This is a genomic window from Sandarakinorhabdus sp. DWP1-3-1 (assembly GCF_049896705.1).
GTDB lineage: Bacteria > Pseudomonadota > Alphaproteobacteria > Sphingomonadales > Sphingomonadaceae > Sandarakinorhabdus.
This window is the reverse complement of the sequence record NZ_JAFCUV010000002.1, coordinates 794,049-809,934: the sequence shown is the minus strand read 5'-3', so window position 1 is coordinate 809,934 and position 15,886 is coordinate 794,049. Positions and strand designations below refer to the sequence as shown.

Annotated in this window: 17 protein-coding genes; 5 read left to right on the top strand and 12 right to left on the bottom strand. The window is 69.2% G+C overall.

Translation table 11 applies throughout. The annotated features are described in order from the left end of the window. The first annotated feature begins 4 nt into the window (after positions 1-4). Both ACP7AI_RS13400 and ACP7AI_RS13395 read left to right on the top strand, forming a co-directional pair. Positions 5-1,213 (top strand): toxic anion resistance protein, encoded by a 1,209-nt coding sequence (locus ACP7AI_RS13400; RefSeq protein ID WP_426168149.1) that lies wholly within the window; start codon positions 5-7, stop codon positions 1,211-1,213. A 1-nt stretch (position 1,214) separates the two neighbouring features. After that, on the top strand, positions 1,215-1,937 hold the full coding sequence (locus ACP7AI_RS13395) for a hypothetical protein (protein WP_426168146.1): 723 nt from the start codon (positions 1,215-1,217) through the stop codon (positions 1,935-1,937). Between the two features lie 22 nt (positions 1,938-1,959). Here ACP7AI_RS13395 and dapE read toward each other — a convergent pair whose 3' ends face one another. The 10 genes from dapE to ACP7AI_RS13345 form a co-directional block, all read right to left on the bottom strand. After that, on the bottom strand, positions 1,960-3,111 hold the full coding sequence (gene dapE, locus ACP7AI_RS13390; protein WP_426168143.1) for a succinyl-diaminopimelate desuccinylase: 1,152 nt from the start codon (positions 3,109-3,111) through the stop codon (positions 1,960-1,962). After that, positions 3,108-3,824 carry a DUF1499 domain-containing protein gene (locus ACP7AI_RS13385; RefSeq protein ID WP_426168141.1) on the bottom strand — a complete coding sequence of 239 codons (717 nt, stop codon included), beginning with the start codon at positions 3,822-3,824 and terminating at the stop codon, positions 3,108-3,110. The genes dapE and ACP7AI_RS13385 overlap by 4 nt, the downstream gene beginning before the upstream one ends. After that, a complete protein-coding gene (locus ACP7AI_RS13380; protein ID WP_426168138.1) occupies positions 3,821-5,440 on the bottom strand; it encodes a M28 family metallopeptidase in 1,620 nt (539 codons plus the stop codon). Before ACP7AI_RS13380 ends, ACP7AI_RS13385 begins: the two co-directional genes overlap by 4 nt. 55 nt (positions 5,441-5,495) lie before the next feature. Beyond that, complete coding sequence (locus tag ACP7AI_RS13375; RefSeq protein ID WP_426168136.1) at positions 5,496-6,167, bottom strand: glutathione S-transferase; 672 nt, start codon at positions 6,165-6,167, stop codon at positions 5,496-5,498. 163 nt (positions 6,168-6,330) lie between these two features. Then, positions 6,331-7,002 carry a ribosome biogenesis GTP-binding protein YihA/YsxC gene (gene yihA, locus ACP7AI_RS13370; RefSeq protein ID WP_426168133.1) on the bottom strand — a complete coding sequence of 224 codons (672 nt, stop codon included), beginning with the start codon at positions 7,000-7,002 and terminating at the stop codon, positions 6,331-6,333. Next, on the bottom strand, positions 6,999-8,789 hold the full coding sequence (gene yidC / locus ACP7AI_RS13365) for a membrane protein insertase YidC (protein ID WP_426168130.1): 1,791 nt from the start codon (positions 8,787-8,789) through the stop codon (positions 6,999-7,001). The genes yihA and yidC overlap by 4 nt, the downstream gene beginning before the upstream one ends. 71 nt (positions 8,790-8,860) lie before the next feature. After that, entirely contained in the window at positions 8,861-9,076 is a 216-nt protein-coding gene (yidD, locus tag ACP7AI_RS13360) for a membrane protein insertion efficiency factor YidD (protein ID WP_426168128.1), read from the bottom strand. Continuing rightward, complete coding sequence (gene rnpA / locus ACP7AI_RS13355; RefSeq protein WP_426168126.1) at positions 9,073-9,342, bottom strand: ribonuclease P protein component; 270 nt, start codon at positions 9,340-9,342, stop codon at positions 9,073-9,075. Before rnpA ends, yidD begins: the two co-directional genes overlap by 4 nt. Positions 9,343-9,505: 163 nt before the next feature. Next, complete coding sequence (gene rpmH, locus ACP7AI_RS13350; RefSeq protein ID WP_152577135.1) at positions 9,506-9,640, bottom strand: 50S ribosomal protein L34; 135 nt, start codon at positions 9,638-9,640, stop codon at positions 9,506-9,508. Positions 9,641-9,747: 107 nt separating this feature from the next. Next, on the bottom strand, positions 9,748-10,827 hold the full coding sequence (locus ACP7AI_RS13345) for a L,D-transpeptidase family protein (protein WP_426168124.1): 1,080 nt from the start codon (positions 10,825-10,827) through the stop codon (positions 9,748-9,750). Between the two features lie 64 nt (positions 10,828-10,891). Between ACP7AI_RS13345 and ACP7AI_RS13340 the strand changes: the two genes are divergently transcribed. Next, positions 10,892-11,788 carry a D-alanyl-D-alanine carboxypeptidase family protein gene (locus tag ACP7AI_RS13340; protein WP_426168356.1) on the top strand — a complete coding sequence of 299 codons (897 nt, stop codon included), beginning with the start codon at positions 10,892-10,894 and terminating at the stop codon, positions 11,786-11,788. Next, positions 11,785-13,005 carry a bifunctional glutamate N-acetyltransferase/amino-acid acetyltransferase ArgJ gene (gene argJ, locus ACP7AI_RS13335; protein ID WP_426168122.1) on the top strand — a complete coding sequence of 407 codons (1,221 nt, stop codon included), beginning with the start codon at positions 11,785-11,787 and terminating at the stop codon, positions 13,003-13,005. Before ACP7AI_RS13340 ends, argJ begins: the two co-directional genes overlap by 4 nt. Here argJ and ACP7AI_RS13330 read toward each other — a convergent pair. Further along, positions 12,993-13,958, bottom strand: coding sequence for a LysR family transcriptional regulator (locus ACP7AI_RS13330; protein ID WP_426168119.1), 966 nt, complete (start codon positions 13,956-13,958; stop codon positions 12,993-12,995). The two genes, argJ and ACP7AI_RS13330, sit on opposite strands and share 13 nt — an antisense overlap. Positions 13,959-14,062: 104 nt before the next feature. Between ACP7AI_RS13330 and ACP7AI_RS13325 the strand changes: the two genes are divergently transcribed. Further along, complete coding sequence (locus ACP7AI_RS13325; protein WP_426168117.1) at positions 14,063-14,359, top strand: hypothetical protein; 297 nt, start codon at positions 14,063-14,065, stop codon at positions 14,357-14,359. A 28-nt stretch (positions 14,360-14,387) separates the two neighbouring features. Here the strand turns inward: ACP7AI_RS13325 and ACP7AI_RS13320 are convergent, their stop codons facing one another. Then, complete coding sequence (locus ACP7AI_RS13320; protein ID WP_426168115.1) at positions 14,388-15,818, bottom strand: ArnT family glycosyltransferase; 1,431 nt, start codon at positions 15,816-15,818, stop codon at positions 14,388-14,390. Between the last annotated feature and the right edge of the window lie 68 nt (positions 15,819-15,886).

Below are 15,886 nucleotides of genomic sequence, written 5' to 3'. Positions count from 1 at the left end.
GAAGATGGCTGGCAAACCGACGATGACTGCAACCGAACCGGCAATTACGCTGGAGGCGCCGGCACCGGTCGCCGCAATCGCCCCGGCCAAGGCCGCCGGGCTGGTACCGCTGAAGACCGAACAGGTCAGTGAACTGGAGGCCCGCGTCGACAGCTATATCGACAAGTTGCTTGCCCAGGATGCGTCGAGCCCCGAGTTCGGCAAGGAGATCGACAAGCTGGCCAATCTCGGCGCCACGGAGATCGCGTCGGCGGCCGGGCAATCCAATCGCTTCCTCGACCGCCCGGTGCGCGCGATGGACAAGGAAAGCGGCATCGGCGCCGACCTGACCGCGCTGCGCGCCACCATCGAGGACCTCGACCCGTCGCGGCGCGGCGACATGACGACCAAGAAAAAGCTGTTCGGGCTGATCCCGTTCGGCGGCAACAAGCTGCGCGGCTATTTCGACAGCTACAAGTCGGCGCAGACGCATATCTCGGCGATCCTCGGCCGGTTGAAGGACGGCAAGGACGAGCTGCTGCACGACAATGCCGCGATCGACCAGGAGCGGGCGAATTTGTGGAACGCCATGGGCAAGCTGGAGCAGATGGTCCATGTCTCCAAGACGCTGGATTCCCGCCTGGAAGTGAAGGCGCAGGAGCTCGACTACAGCGACCCCGCCAAGGCTAAGGCGATCCGCGAATCGGCACTGTTCCATGTCCGCCAGCGCACCACCGACCTGCTGACGCAACAGGCGGTCAGCGTGCAGGGCTATCTGGCGCTCGACCTTGTGAAGAAGAACAATATCGAGCTGGTGAAGGGCGTCGACCGCGCCAGCACCACGACCGTCGCCGCGCTGCGCACCGCCGTGACGGTGGCCGAGGCGATGACCAACCAGAAGATGGTGCTCGAACAGATCGGTGCGCTGAACACCACCACCGCCAACATGATCGATTCGACGGGCGAATTGCTGAAGACCAACACCGCCGCCATTCACAGCCAGGCCGCGAGCAGCACCATCCCGATCGAGACGCTGCAGCGCGCCTTCCAGAACGTCTACCAGACCATGGACGCCATCGACACGTTCAAGCTGCAGGCGCTCGAATCGATGAAGACGACGGTCAACACGCTGACGACGGAAGTCGAGAAGAGCCGCGGCTACATCGCGCGCGCCGAAGGCGCCAACCAGGCCAAGCTGGAGAACAGCGCGTCGCCGTTCGAGGCGCTGAGCTAAGGTGGCGGACCCCGGCGAGATCATCGCGCGCAACGAGGAACGGCTGGCGCGGCTGTCGGCCGGCGAGGCGGCGCAGCGCGTACGTGCCCGTCGGCGCCAGCGCACCGCGGAACGGTTCGGCCGGCGGGTGAAACGGGCCACGTTGACCGCGGCGCTGATCATCGTGTCGCTGATCACCTGGGGCCTGATCAGCGGCGGCATCGGCACAACGGTGCTGATCCTCGCCATCCTGTTCGGCAGCATGGCGGTGATGGCGGCGGCGATTTCGGTCGGCGAGCCGCCCGAGCCGCGCAACCTGACCGACGCCCCGGCGGCGGCACTGCCCGCCGTCACCGAGCGCTGGCTCGACCGCCGGCGCAACGACCTGCCGCGCCTGGCGGCACCGCAGGTCGACGCCATCGCCGCCAAGCTGGCGACGCTGGAGGGCCAGCTGGCGCAGGTCGGCCCGGCCGACCCGGTGGCGCAGGACCTGTCGCGGCTGCTCGGCAAGCATCTGCCCGAGCTCGTCGAACGCTACACCCGCATCCCCGCCGACCAGCGCGCCCGCACGATCGACAGCGACGGGCGGACGATCGAGACCACGCTGATCGAGGGGTTGAAGGTCGTCGAGGCCGAACTGGGCCGGGCGTCGGACGAGCTGGCATCGGCGGACCGCGATGCGCTGCTGGTTCAGGGGAAATTCCTCGAGAACCGCTACCAGGGGGATGCGCTGCCGCCGGCGTGAGGCTTTCGGGCCCCTGGCCCCGTCAGTTCGGCAGCACCCTTTCCAGCACCCCGGCATAGATGTCGGCGAGCGCGGCGAGGTCTGCGACCGCGACGCTCTCGTCGGTCTTGTGCATCGTCGCGCCGGGCAGGCCGAATTCGACCACCGGGCACAGCCGCCGGATGAAGCGCGCGTCGGACGTGCCGCCGCTGGTCGACAATTCGGGGACCAGGCCGGTCACCGCCGTCACCGCCGCGGCGATATCGGCGGAAAAGGCGCCGGGTTCGGTCAGGAAGGCTTCACCCGAGATCTTCACCACCACATCGGCGGCCGGCGCATGGGCGGCGACGGTGGCGCGAATCCAGGCCTCGAGCGCCGCGCCGCTATGGCCGTCGTTGAAGCGGATGTTGAGCCGGGCATGGGCCTGGGCCGGGATCATGTTGGTCGCCGGATTGCCGACGGCGATGTCGGTGACTTCGAGGTTCGACGCGTCGAACCAGTCGGTGCCATGGTCGAGGCCGCGCGATTTCAGCTCGGCAAGGATGGCGACCAGACGGGTGACCGGATTGTCGGCGCGGTGCGGATAGGCGACATGGCCCTGGGCGCCGTTGACGGTGATCCAGGCGTTGAGCGAGCCACGGCGGCCGACCTTGATCATGTCGCCGAGCCGCTGGGCCGAGGTCGGTTCGCCGACGAGGCAGAGGTCGGGGACGAGGCCGGTATCCTCCAGCCAGTCGAGCATCTTCACCGTGCCCCAGGTCGCCGGCCCCTCCTCGTCGCCGGTGATGACCAGCGACAGGCGGCCGGTGAAGCCGCGCGCGACATGACGGCCGGCGGCGGTGACGAAGGCGGCGATGGCACCCTTCATGTCGTTGGCGCCGCGCCCGACCAGCCGGCCGTCGGCGACATGGCCGGCGAAGGGGTCGACGCTCCAGCCCGTCGCATCGCCCACCGGCACGACATCGGTATGGCCGGCAAAGGCGAAATGCGGGTGGCCGCTGCCGATGGTGGCGAACAGATTGTCGACAGGGCCATCGGGGGCATCGCCGAAGCGCAGGCGATGGACGGTGAAGCCGAGGCCCGCCAGCGCCGCCGCCAGCACGTCCTGTGCGCCGGCGTCGGCGGGGGTCACGCTGGCGCAGCGGATCAGCGCGTGCGCCAGCGCCAGGGTGTCCGGCGCAATCGTATCGGTCACTGCCCGCCGATCTTGGCGTAATAGTCGCCGATGCGCTTGGCGTTGACGCCGAGATCGCCCTTGCCCACGCGCGATTTCGACCGCACGTCGATGCGGGTGCCGGCGTCGGCGGGGGTCAGGCGCACGACGATATCGTCGTGGAAACCCCACCACGGCACGGTGTCGGTCGCCTCGATGCGGCCGCTGGCGGCGTCGCTGGCGATGATCGCCCAACCCATCGCCCTGGCGGCGCCGAGCGCCTTGTCGAAGGCGGCGTCGGGGGCATCAGTGACGGTCAGCGCCTGCAGCCGTGGATAGCCGGCCGCCTGCAGCGCGGCAAAGCTGGGGTCATAGGCCAGCGGCGCGGTGCCGGGGCCGCGCATCGCGGCGGTGATCGCCTCGAACGCCGGCGGGTTGGCGGTATCGGTGGTAATGTCGTTGATCGGCGGCACGCGGCGGCCCTCAGCGACGATCGCCGCCGGGATGACGATGGCGGCAAGGCCGGCGGCGGCCGCCAGCACCGTCAGCACATTGCCGCGGCGGCGGACCAGCATGACCAGGCAGAAGATGCCGCCCAGCCCGGCGAGCAATGCCGCCAGGACGAACAGGCCGAGGCCCGCCTGCCAGCCGAGCACGCCGAACTTGATGAACGGCCCGGCCAGCAGCACCAGCGCCGCCGCCACGATCGTCGCCCGGGCGATGCCGCGGGTCCATTTGCCGGTCGCCATCGTCATTTGCCCCCGCTGCGTGGTGCCTTTGGCGCGTTCGGCGCAAAGGTCGCGCCGAAATAATCGCCCTGGTACCAGCGCGGCCGGTCGGCACCGTCGGCGATCTGGCGGGCGATGAGGTAGTTGACGCGGGCGAACTTGGCGCCGGCGGCCCAGTCGATCGGCAGCTTCATGTCGTCGCTGGGCTGGTGATAGTCGGTCCTGAGGAAGCTTTCCCAGATCTTGTCGCCGCCATTGCCGAAGCCGGTGGCGAGCATGATCGCCGGCACGCCGCGCTTGACGAAGGCATAGTGATCCGACCGCACGAAGATGGTTTCGGCGGGCATCGGGTCGGGCGACAGGCTGACGCCGGCGGCCTTGACCGCGTCGGCAATGACCGGGCCCATCGTCGTGTGGTCGCCGCCAAAGGCGATGACATCGGAGAAATTGTAGAGCAGCAGCGGCATGTCGAGATCGACGGCGGCGACGATCCTTTCGGCCGGGATGCCCGGATCGGCGGCAAAGCCCTCGGCGCCGAGCAGGCCCTTTTCTTCCGCCGTATTGGCGACGAACAGCATCGACCGCTTCGGCGCGCCACTGGTCTGGAAGGCGCGCGCCACCTCCAGCATCACCGCGACGCCGGCGGCATTGTCGAGCGCGCCGTTGTTGATCTTGTCGCCCTTCTTGTCGGCCGAGGTGCCGATATGGTCGAGGTGGGCCATCAGCACGACATGTTCGGCGGCCAGCGCCGGGTCGCTGCCGGGCAGGCGCCCGACGACCTGGGGGCTGGTGATGCGCGACTCGGTCGATCGCGATTCGATGCGGGCGCTGGTGGCGAGGGCAAAGCCCCTGGGCCGGCCGCCCATCGTGTCGGCGAGCGCCAGCACGGCGGCGAGCGATTGTTTTGCGCCGGCAAAGATGCGTTCCGCGGCCGCCGGGCTGGCCATGGCGCGGCCACGCAAGGCGGCGCCGTCGTCGAACGGCTTGCCGTCGGACTGCAGCCAGGTCAGGTCGGGTTCGTTGGCGGTTTCGAGCCGGCGCGCCCAGCCGTACTGACGGATGCCGCGCAGCGTGTTGACCGCGATGACGCCGACGGCGCCGCGCGCCACCGCCATCGCCGATTTCTGCCGCGCCAGATGCGCCAGCACCTCGTTGGGCGGGCCGTTGGGGATGCCGTTGAGCATGACGACGATCTTGCCGCGGACATCGAGGCCCTTGTAGTCGTCGAAGCCCTGTTTCGGCGCGTCGATGCCGAAGCCGACGAAGACCAAAGGCGCGGTAACCTCGCCGGTCGGGTGGGCGAGCAGCGGATAGACGATGGTTTCGCCGCCATGGGCGAAATCCGCCGGGGCACCGCCGCCGGTGATGGTGACCTTGCCCGAGGCGAGCCGCGCGGCGGGGAAGGTCAGGGGCGTATACCAGCCGTTCCTGCCGGCGGGCTGCAACCCGGCCTTGGCGAATTCGGCGGCGACGAAGGCAGCGGCGATCTCGTGGCCGCGGCTGCCGGTGTCGCGACCTTCGAGCAGGTCATCGGCCATGAAGCCGACATCGGCCTTCAGCCGGTCGGCGGAGAACTGCGGCTCGGCCGCCATGGCCGGGACCGCGGCCAGCAAGATGGCGGCAGCGCAAAGCAAGGATCGCATCAAGGTCTCCGGTTTCGTTGCGGCGGACGCTAATGCGTCGCAGCGGGACGTCAAGTTACGCCGGCACGCCGCCCGGCACGGGGTAGAGGTCGTAGCGCAGCGTTTCCAGATGCGCGTCGGCGTTCCATTCCTGCAGCCAGGGGTGCGCCAGCATCGCATCGACATAGGCGCGCGCCGTCGGCGATACGGCCAGGTGATAGTGATGGATGCGATACACCACCGGCGCGAACATGATGTCGGCGGCGCCGAACGGCCCGAACAGCCAGGGCAGGTCGGTATCGCTGCCGAAGCGTTCCCGCGCGTCGGTCCACAGCGCGTCGATGCGGGCGACATCGGCCTTGACCGCGTCGCTCGCCTCGAAATCCGGAAACGCCGACTGCAGGTTCATCGGGCAGGCCTGGCGCAGCGCCGGGAAGCCCGAGTGCATTTCCGCCGTCATCGCATAGGCCAGCGCCCGTGCCGGCCATTCGCGCGGCCAGTAGCGATCATGGCCGCCCTTGTCCGACAGCCACAGGATGATCGCCATGCTGTCCCATACGGGCGTCGTGCCGTCGATGAGCAGCGGCACCTTGCCCGAGGGCAGGTCCTTTTTCGCCTCGCCACCCTGCCATTCGGGCGTGTCCATCTCGCGGCATTCGACGGCGAAGGGCAGCCCCGACTGTTTCGCCGCCAGCCAGCCGCGCAGCGACCAGGACGACAGGGTGCGGGTTCCGATGATGAGTTTCATGGGGGTGCGGCCTCCTTGGTTGCGGAGGGTGTATAGGCGCAGCGGCGCAAAGGGAACCGTCGTGGGCTGGAGCAAGTGTGGGCCGGGGTCTTTTGCGGCGACATGGATCGACCCCCACCCGCTCGGCCGCGCCGAGTCGCCTACCCCCTGAGGGGGAGGAGGGTTAGCGCTCTGCCGCCGTCAGCACCGCGGCCCGGAGTTCGGGGATGCCCCGGCCGGTTTCGGCGGAGGTGGCGAGGACCTCCGGGTAGGCGGCGACATGGGTTTTCGCGATCGCCTCGACGCCGGCGAGCGTTGCCACCAGCGCGGTCGGCTTGATCTTGTCGGCTTTGGTCAGCACCAGCTGGTAGCTGACGGCGGCCTGGTCGAGCATGGTCATGATCTCCTGGTCGACGGCCTTCAGCCCGTGCCGGGCGTCGACCAGCACCAGCACCCGTTTCAAGACGGCGCGGCCGCGCAGATAGTCGAAGATCAGCCGTTTCCAGCGCGCCACCAGGTCCTTGGGTGCCTCGGCATAGCCATAGCCTGGCATGTCGACGAGGCGGAACACCCGCGGTTCGCCGACATCGAAGAAGTTGAGCTCCTGCGTCCGGCCCGGCGTGTTCGACGCGCGCGCCAACCCCTGCCGCCCGGTCAGCGCATTGAGCAGCGACGACTTGCCGACGTTGGAGCGGCCGGCAAAGGCGATTTCCGACACGTCGGGGTCGGGGAGGTACTGCAGCGCCGGCGCCGACAGGCGGAACTCCACCGGCCCGGTGAAGCGCCGGCGCGCGTCCTCGATCAGCCAGTCGCGCGCCTTGGCGGCGGCGACGGGGTCGAGCTCGGTATCGCTCACTTGACGGCCCTGGGGGGCGTCTTCTTCGGCCCCACCGTCTTGGCCGTCGGCGTCACCGTGATCGGTTCGGGCGGCGTCGCCGGCATCGGGAACTTCTTCAGCATCCACCATTGCTGCCCGATCGAGATGATGTTGTTCGTCGTCCAATAGAGCTGCAGCCCGGCGGCGAACGGCGCCATGATGAACATGAACATCCACGGCATGATGGCGAACACCTGCTTCTGCACGGGGTCCATCGGCGTCGGGTTCATCTTCTGCTGCAGCCACATGGTGACGCCGAGCAGGATCGGCAGCACGCCCAGCGCAATCATCGCCGGCGGCTGCCAGTCGATGGCGCCGAACAGGTTGAGCGGGGTCAGCGGATCGGGCGCCGACAGGTCGCGCAGCCACAGCACGAACGGCTGGTGGCGCATCTCGATCGACACCATCAGCGTCTTGTAGAGGGCATAGAAGATCGGGATCTGCAGCACCAGCGGCAGGCAGCCGGCGATCGGGTTGACCTTTTCGGTCTTGTAAAGGTTCATCACCTCCTGCTGCTGGCGGACCTTGTCGTCCTTGTAGCGTTCCTGGATCGCCTTCATCTTGGGCCCGACGATCCGCATCTTGGCCATGGATTCATATTGCTTGTTGGCGATCGGGAACAAGGCGGCGCGGACGATGATGGTCAGCCCGATGATGGCCAGGCCGAAATTGTTGGTCAGCTTGAACAGCCAGTCGAGCAGGTGGAAGATCGGCTGGGCGATGATGATGAACCAGCCCCAGCTGACCGCCAGGTCGAAATGCGGGATGTTCAGCGAGGTCATGTAGCTGTCGAGGAGATTGATCTCCTTGGCGCCGGCAAAGAAGCGCGCGGTGGTTTCGACCATGCGGCCCGGCGCGACCGTGACGCCGCCGCCGAGATAGTCGGCCTGGTACTGATCGCCGGACGCCGCGGCAAAGCGGGTTTCGATACGCTGCTTCTGGTCGGGAACGAGCGCCGCCAGCCAGTATTTGTCGGTAAAGCCGATCCAGCCGCCGGTGCTGGCAAAGCGCTTGGCGCCATCGTCGCGCAGCGTTTCATAGTTGAGCTCGCGATCGTGCAGCGTGCCGTCGATGACGCCGACCGGGCCGACATGGAGGTTGTAGCTGTTGGCGTCGGGCCCGGTGCCGAGACGGGAGACCAGCCCCCAGGGCTGCACCGTCAGCGGCGTTGCGCCGAGGTTGCGCACCCGCTGCCGGACGGTGAACATGAAGTCCTTGTCGACGGCGACCACCTGTTCGAACACGGCGCCGGTCGGCGATGTCCAGTTGAGCGTCACCGGCGCCTCCGGCGTCAGCCGCGGCGCGCTCGCCGTCCACAGCGCATCGGCCGGGGGCGCGCCGGCGCCGGTCCAGCCGAACTGGCCGAAATAGGCATCCTTGCTGCCGCTCGGGCTGAGCAGGCGCACCGGCGGCGACGCCTTGTCGATGGTCTCGCGATAGGTCGGCAGCACCAGATCGTCGAAACGGGCGCCGCGCAGGTTGATGGAGCCCTGCAGGCGCGGCGTGACGATGACGAGGCGGGGCGAGGCGCCGAGCACGCGGCCGCGGTCGGCGACCGTTGCCGCGGCGGCGATGCCGGGCACGGCACCGCCGGCTGCTGTCGTTGCGACGGGTGCGATCTCCGGCGTCACAGTCGTGCTCGCCGTCACCGCCGGCCGCACGACCTTGGGCTGCGGGAAATAGCGGTCGCTGATGAGGGTCCAGCCGAGCAGCACGAGGGCCGACAGGACGACGGCCATGACCATGTTGCGGGTGTCTTGGTTCACGAAGGCTCTTCTTTGAATCGAGGCGGCGACGCCGGGCTTGCCGGGCCTATACCCGGAAAATCCGCAAAGTGTTAGGGGACCGGGTCATGGCCAGAGCCGCCCCAGGGATGGCAGCGGCAGATGCGCCGCAGCGCCAGCCAGCCACCCTTAACGACGCCATGCCTGCCCAGCGCCTCCACGGCATAATGCGAGCAGGTCGGGGTGAAGCGGCACGACGGCGGCAGCAGCGGGGAAAGGAAACGCTGGTAACCCCGGATCGGCACGATCAGTATGCCTGCGAGGCTCATCGCGCCGCCTTGGCCAGCGCCTTTTCGAGCTCGGCGTGCAGCGTGGCGAAATCGCGCTCGATGCCGGCTTCGCGGCCGATCAGGATATGATCGGCGCCGTCGATGCCGGCCTTGGGCAAAAGGTCGCGGGCGAGCGCGCGCAGCCGGCGCTTCATGCGGTTGCGAACCACCGCGTTGCCGATCTTCTTGGTGACGGTAAAGCCGGCGCGAGTCGCCCCGCCCGGCTCGTTTTGCTGCACCAGCAGGATGAAACCGGGTGTGACCACCCGCCGCCCTTTGTTGGCGGCAAGGAAATCGCGCCGTTGCCGGATGATTTCCATTCGCTATCGCAGTCGCGGTACCGGCCCGCGCCCCCGCCCGGCAACCCACTCAGGATAGTCCCGTTGGGTGGCCGGGCGGGGGCGCGGGCCGGTACCGCAGCCCAGCAAATTACGCAGACAGCTTCTTGCGGCCCTGCGCGCGGCGGTTGCGGATGACGTTGCGGCCACCGACGGTCGCCATGCGGGCGCGGAAGCCGTGGCGACGGGCGCGGACGAGCTTCGAAGGCTGATAGGTACGCTTCATGTTCAGTTCCAGCTGGCAGAGTTCGGACAGGGGGCCACGCGCGGCCCGAAATTCAAGAGGCGGCGCATAGGGGGAGTTGGGTCAGGAGTCAATCCGGCCGAAGAATCCTATGCCTTGCCCTTGGGCGTTGCGGCCCCGGTGAACGTCACCTTGGCGCCCTTGACCACCGCGGCGCCCAGTTCCTGCGCGTCCCAGTTGGTCAGGCGCACGCAGCCGTGGCTGGCGACCTTGCCGACAAGGCTGGGATCGGGGGCACCGTGGATGCCATAGGTATCACGGGTGAGGTCGATCCAGGTCGATCCGACCGGGTTGTTGGGGCCCGGCGGCACGGTCAGCTTGGCCCGCTTGGCACCTTTCGTCTTGAAGGTCAGCCGGCTCGAATCGAAGGTATAGCTCGGCCGCGGCGCGACGACGCGCACCGCCCAGACACCCGACGGCGCCGGCCGCTCGCTGCTGCCGACCGTCGCCGGATAGGCGGCGATCACCGTGCCGGCGGCATTGAGCGCGCGCAATTCGCCGATCGCCTTGTCGACGATGATCGACGCCACCGGTGCCAGCGGCGGGCGGGCGGTGTCGGCGATCAGGATCACGGTGCCGGCCTTCGTGAGGTCGGCGCCGGGGTTGAGCGTCTTGACCAGCGTCTCGTGCATGTGCGCCCGCTCGGCCAGGGCCTCCAGCGGTGAGGTCCAGGTCATCGTCTTGCGCTTCGACATCTGGATATAGTCGCCCGGCGTCACCGGATCGGCGAACGGCCCGGCGACGTCGTCGGCGGTGATCGTGTAGGTGCGCATGACCGCCGTGTTGTCGGCACCGACCAGCGCGTCCCAGGTTTTCTGATCGAGCGCGCCGGTGACGGCCATGCCCTGCGCACCCTGGAAGGCGCGGATCGCCAGCCGCATGTTGTCGCCGGCCTGGCCATCGATGACGCCGGGCGAGAAATGCCGGCGGTCGAGCAGCACCTGCGCCCGGGTCAGCACGCGCAGGCGAACCTGGGCATCTTCCGAAACCGCGAAATCCTGGCCGTTGATGGCCGTCGCCATCGGCGTTGCCTGGCCGTCGACGGGGGCCGGGACGGGCCTGGCAGCCTTGGGTGCCGCCTGGGGTGCAGCTTGGGGCGCCGATTGCGCGTTGGCCCCCGCCGATGCCATCGTCAGGGCCAGCGCAACGACGAGAGACGATTGCGACATGAATATTGTGCGATTTGAAACCATATCGGCAAAAGCCGCCAACCGTGGGGAAGTTCCGTTGCGGGTGTATATCTTTCTGGTCGCCTTCGCCGTGCCGGGCGCTGCTGCCCACGCCGCCGATTGCAGCGCCGGGCCGGCGGCGTCCGCCACCGCCAATGCCACGAGCATCGAGACCCTGGCCTTTGCCCCGTTCCACCGGCCCGAAATCGGCTGGGCGACCTATGCGCCCCACATTGCCGTCACCATCGGCAGCGCCTGCCCGTTCGTCTCGCCGGGCTTTGCCGCGGCGCTGGCGCGCTGGCAGGCGGCGCACAAGCTGCCGGCGACCGGCGTCGTCGATGTGGAGAGCTTTGCCGCGATGAACGGCGGCTGGACGCTGGCGCGCCCGTTCGTCCGCGCCACCCGCGACGGAGCCTGCCCGGAGCCGCCGGGCCCCGAGGCGCTGGCCACCGTCGCGCCGGGCGAAAGCTATGGCGGCAAGACGATCCAGCTGCGCCGCGATGCGCTCGACGCCTGGCGCGCCATGGTCACCGCGGCGCGCCGGGCGGTGCCGGCGGCAACCGCGAAGTCCGACTGGCTGCGCATCTATTCGGGCTTTCGCGCGCCGATCGACGATGATCTGCGCTGCGCCATCGAGAACAACTGCAGCGGGGTCGCCCGCGCCACCTGCTCGGCGCACCGCACCGGCACCGCCATCGATGCCTATGTCGGCCACGCCCCCGGCCTGCCGCCCGATTCGAGCGACGCTGCCAACCGCCGCGCCATGAGCCGCACCGCCGCCTATCGCTGGCTGGTCGCCAACGCCCGGCGCTTTGGCTTTGCCAACTATGTGTTCGAGCCCTGGCACTGGGAATATGTCGGACCGGCGCGCGCGCCGGGGACGCGGACGACCATAACGCGCACCACCGTCACCCGCACCACCTCGACTCGGCCGCCGGCGCGCGGCATGACGCCGGAATGATATCCCCGCTCGCCCGCCCCTTCCCCACCCTGCCCGCCATCGGCGGCGTCCGCATCGGCACCGCCACCGCGGGCTACAAGGCCTGGGTCCGCGCCGATGTCACGCTGGTCGAATTCAGCCCCGGCACCGCCGTTGCCGGCGTGCTGACCCGGTCGCGCTGTCCCTCGCCCGAGGTCGAGCTGTGCCGCGCCCGGCTGCCCGGCGGCCGTGCCCGCGGGCTGGTGGTGAACGCCGGCAACAGCAATGCCTTCACGGGGCTCACCGGCCGCGAGGCCGCTGCCGCCCAGACGGCGGCCGCGGCGACGCTGCTCGGCTGCGCGGCGGACGCGGTGTTCGCGGCGTCGACCGGCGTCATCGGCGTGCCGCTGCCGCGGGACAAGGCCGTCGCCGGGGTCCATGCCGCCCATGCCGTGCTGGGCCGCGCCGATTTCGAGGCGGCAACGGTCGCCATCGGCACCACCGACACCTTTCCCAAGGCGGCGACCACAGCGGCGATGATCGGCGAGACCCGGGTGACGCTTACGGGCATCATCAAGGGTTCGGGCATGATCGCACCCGACATGGCGACGATGCTCGGCTTCATCTTCACCGATGCGGCGGTCGCGCCGGCGTTCCTGCAGGACGTCCTGTCCGCCGCCAATGCGCGGACATTCTCGTGCATCACCGTCGATGGCGACACCTCCACCTCCGACACCGTGCTGGCCTTTGCCACCGGTGCCGCCGGGCACCCGGAGCTGACCGGCTGGGACAGCCCCGGCGCCGATGCCTTTGCCGCGGCGCTGGCCGACCTGTGCCGCCAGCTGGCGCAACTGGTCGTCCGCGACGGCGAGGGCGCGACCAAGTTCATCGCCATCACTGTCACCGGCGCCGAGGACGATCGTGCCGCGCATGTGATCGCGATGAGCATCGCCAATTCGCCGCTGGTGAAGACCGCGATCGCCGGCGGCGACGCGAATTGGGGCCGCGTCGTGATGGCGGTCGGCAAGGCCGGCGAGCGCGCCGAGCGCGACCTGCTGTCGATCCGTTTCGGCACCACCGAAGTCGCCGCCGGCGGCGCCGTGGTGCCGGGCTATGACGAGGCGCCGGTCGCCGCGCACCTGGCCGGCGAGGATGTGAGCATCGCGGTCGACATGGGCCTGGCGGATGGCCGCGCCACCGTGTGGACCTGCGACCTGACCCATGGCTACATCAGCATCAACGCCGATTATCGCAGCTGACCGACCGACGCCCGCCGGTCGAGGCCGGTAAGGGCGCCGGAGGCCACGGCCTCCTTCACATGGTCGATGAAGGCGCGCAGTTTCGGCGACATCTGGGCGTGGCCGGGATAGTGGAGGAACAGCCCGGGGCTGGTCGGCGCATAGGCATCGAGCACGCTTTCGAGCCGGCCGTCGGCCAGCTGGGCGACGACGAGCGGCTCGCTGATCTGGGCGAGGCCGAGCCCGCGTTCGGCAAGCGCCACCGCGACGAGATTGTCGTTGACGATGACCCGGCCGCGGCTCGCCACCTCGATGCTGCGCGTGCCGTCGGTCAGTCGCCAGGGCAGCAGCAGCCCCGAGCTGCTGATCCGCTGGCGCACGCAACTGTGCACCTTGAGGTCGGCCGGGACCTGCGGACGGCCATGGTCGCGGAAATAATCGGGGGCGCCGACAACGATGAAGCGGAACGGCGCGGACAGGCGGACGCTGATCATGTCGGCCTCCAGCAACTCGCCGATGCGGATGCCGGCATCATGGCCGCTGGCGGCCAGGTCGATGATCGCATCCTCGCCGATGATGTCGACATCGACATCGGGATAGCGCCGGCAGAAATCGGCGATGATCGGCTCGATGAGCACGGGCACGACGGCGCGCGGCATGTTCAGCCGCAGCAACCCGGTCGGGCGCTCGCCCAGGTTGCGGGCACTGTCCCAGCCGGCGACCAGCCCGGCCCAGGCCGGCGCCGCGCCGGCGTGGAACAGCGCGCCGGCCTCGGTCAGGCCAACGGCGCGGGTGGTGCGGATGAACAGCGGCACGCCGATCCGCGCCTCGAGCTGGCGCACCGCCTGGCTGACGGCGGACGGCGACACGCCGAGATCATCGGCGGCGCCGCGGAACGATTGCCGCGCCGCCACGCGGAGAAAGGCCTCCACGCCGTCGAGCAGGTTCCTCGGGATTGTGTAGTCAGGCTTCATGCACCGCCAACTATTGAAGTGATTATCTTTGGTCTGAGTGTCACTTAAAACAGCGGCATCGGCAAGGCACATCCTGCCCCGCCGAAACGCAAAGGACCCGAACCATGATCCGCCGCCTCAACATCGATCACATGACCCTGATCACCCTGGCGATGTTCGCCGCCATGCCGTTCATGGCCGCGACCCCGGCCGCCGCCGCCACCGCCGACTGCGAAGCGCGGTTCGAGACGGTTCGCGTCGAAGCCGCCACCGCCGAGCCCAAGGCCGCGGCCAAGGCGCTGCGCACCGCCCGGGTGGCGGTGAAGATCTGCGCCGAAGGCAATCATGTCGAGGCCGCCCGCAAGTTCGACGTGGCGCAGCAGCAGCTCGGCGACAAGCTGCAGGTCGCGGCGCGGAACTGATCCGCGTGTTCTGCCTGTCGGGCCGGGACTAGCGCCCGACGAGGACGCAGCCGCGGCCCGACCACAGCAGCGTGCCGCTGGCCGCGACGGCGACACGCAGGCCCGGATCGCACGATCCGACCAGCGGCCGGGCGGCGGCGGCGGCGACCGTCGCCAGTTGTTCGATCCGCCGGCCCGCGCGCGCCGCGCGCAGGATTTCGAAGCGCAGGACGGGCGCGTAATGCGCCGGGCCGGCCGCCAGCGCGACGCCGCCGTCGACGACCGCCAGCGCGGCCCCGGGCCGCAGGCGCGCCGACGCCGCCGTCAGATCGTCGAAAGCACGCGGCGGCGTCAGCGGCACCCAGGGTCGCACATAGCGGACGCGGACGGCATTGGCGGCGAGGCCGACGGGCAGGACGGCGTACAGCGACACCAGCAGCGCCGGCGTAATCCGGTACGCCGCCGATGCCCGATGGCGCCACACGGCAAAACCGGCGAGCGCAAGGCCGAGCGCCAGCCACGGATAGGCCGGCATCGCGTACCAGAAATATTTGGTCGCCGCCGACGAATAGACGGTGACGATGACCGCCACCTGCAGCACGGCAAGCCCGCCCAGCCGGCGCAGGCGCCCCGGCGGCAGCAGCAGCAGCGCGACGAGCAGCGGCGCCAGCATGCCGATCGGCTGCCGGGCGATCGAGCCGACATAGTAAAGCGGCCCGAACTCTGGCCCCAGGACATTGTTGTAGCGGCCGTGGAGCTCGTTGCCGGCGACCGCGGCGAGATAGGCCGGGTCGAGCGCACTGCGCAGCAGGTAGAAGCCGCCGCCGAGCGCGATTCCGATCACCACCGCCAGCGCATGGTCGGGCCAGTTGCGGATCAGGCGGCGCGGTGTCGGCACGATGGCGAATAGCGCGATGCCGACGCCGGGTACCAGGCCGGCGACACCCTTGGTCAGGATGGCGAGGCCGATGGCGAGGCCGGCCAGCACGGCGACACCGGGACGCCGCCGATCGCTGTCGAGCAGGGTGAACAGCGCAAGGCCATAGCCGGTGGTGAACAGCGTCAGCAGCGCATCGTAGTCGCCGGTCTGGCCGCCGTGATAACCGTAGAAGCCTTGCGCCGAAGCGAGGATGACGCCGGCGGCGATGCCCGTCCACCGCGACCGCGTCGTGCGTGCCGTGAACCACGCCAGCAGCACGACGGTGGCCGCCATGGCCAGCGCCGACGGCAGGCGCAGCGCGAAATAGCTGGGGCCGAGCAGCTGCATGGCGGTCGCCATCAGGTTGACCATCAGGGGTGGCTTGGTATTCCACAGGTCGGGGACGAAGCCATAGGTCGGGACCAGCCGGTTGCCGTTCGCCAGCATTTCGATGGCGTTGACCGCCAGTCGCGATTCGTCCCAGGTGTTGAGGTCGAGCCAGATGATGTCCGCAAGTACGAAAGCAAACAGTGCCACCAGTGACAGAACCGGGACCAGCATAGGCCGCAGCCGCGGCAATACGCCGGGCACCGTCATCGCGACGCTATGTTGATCGACCCCCATCGAGT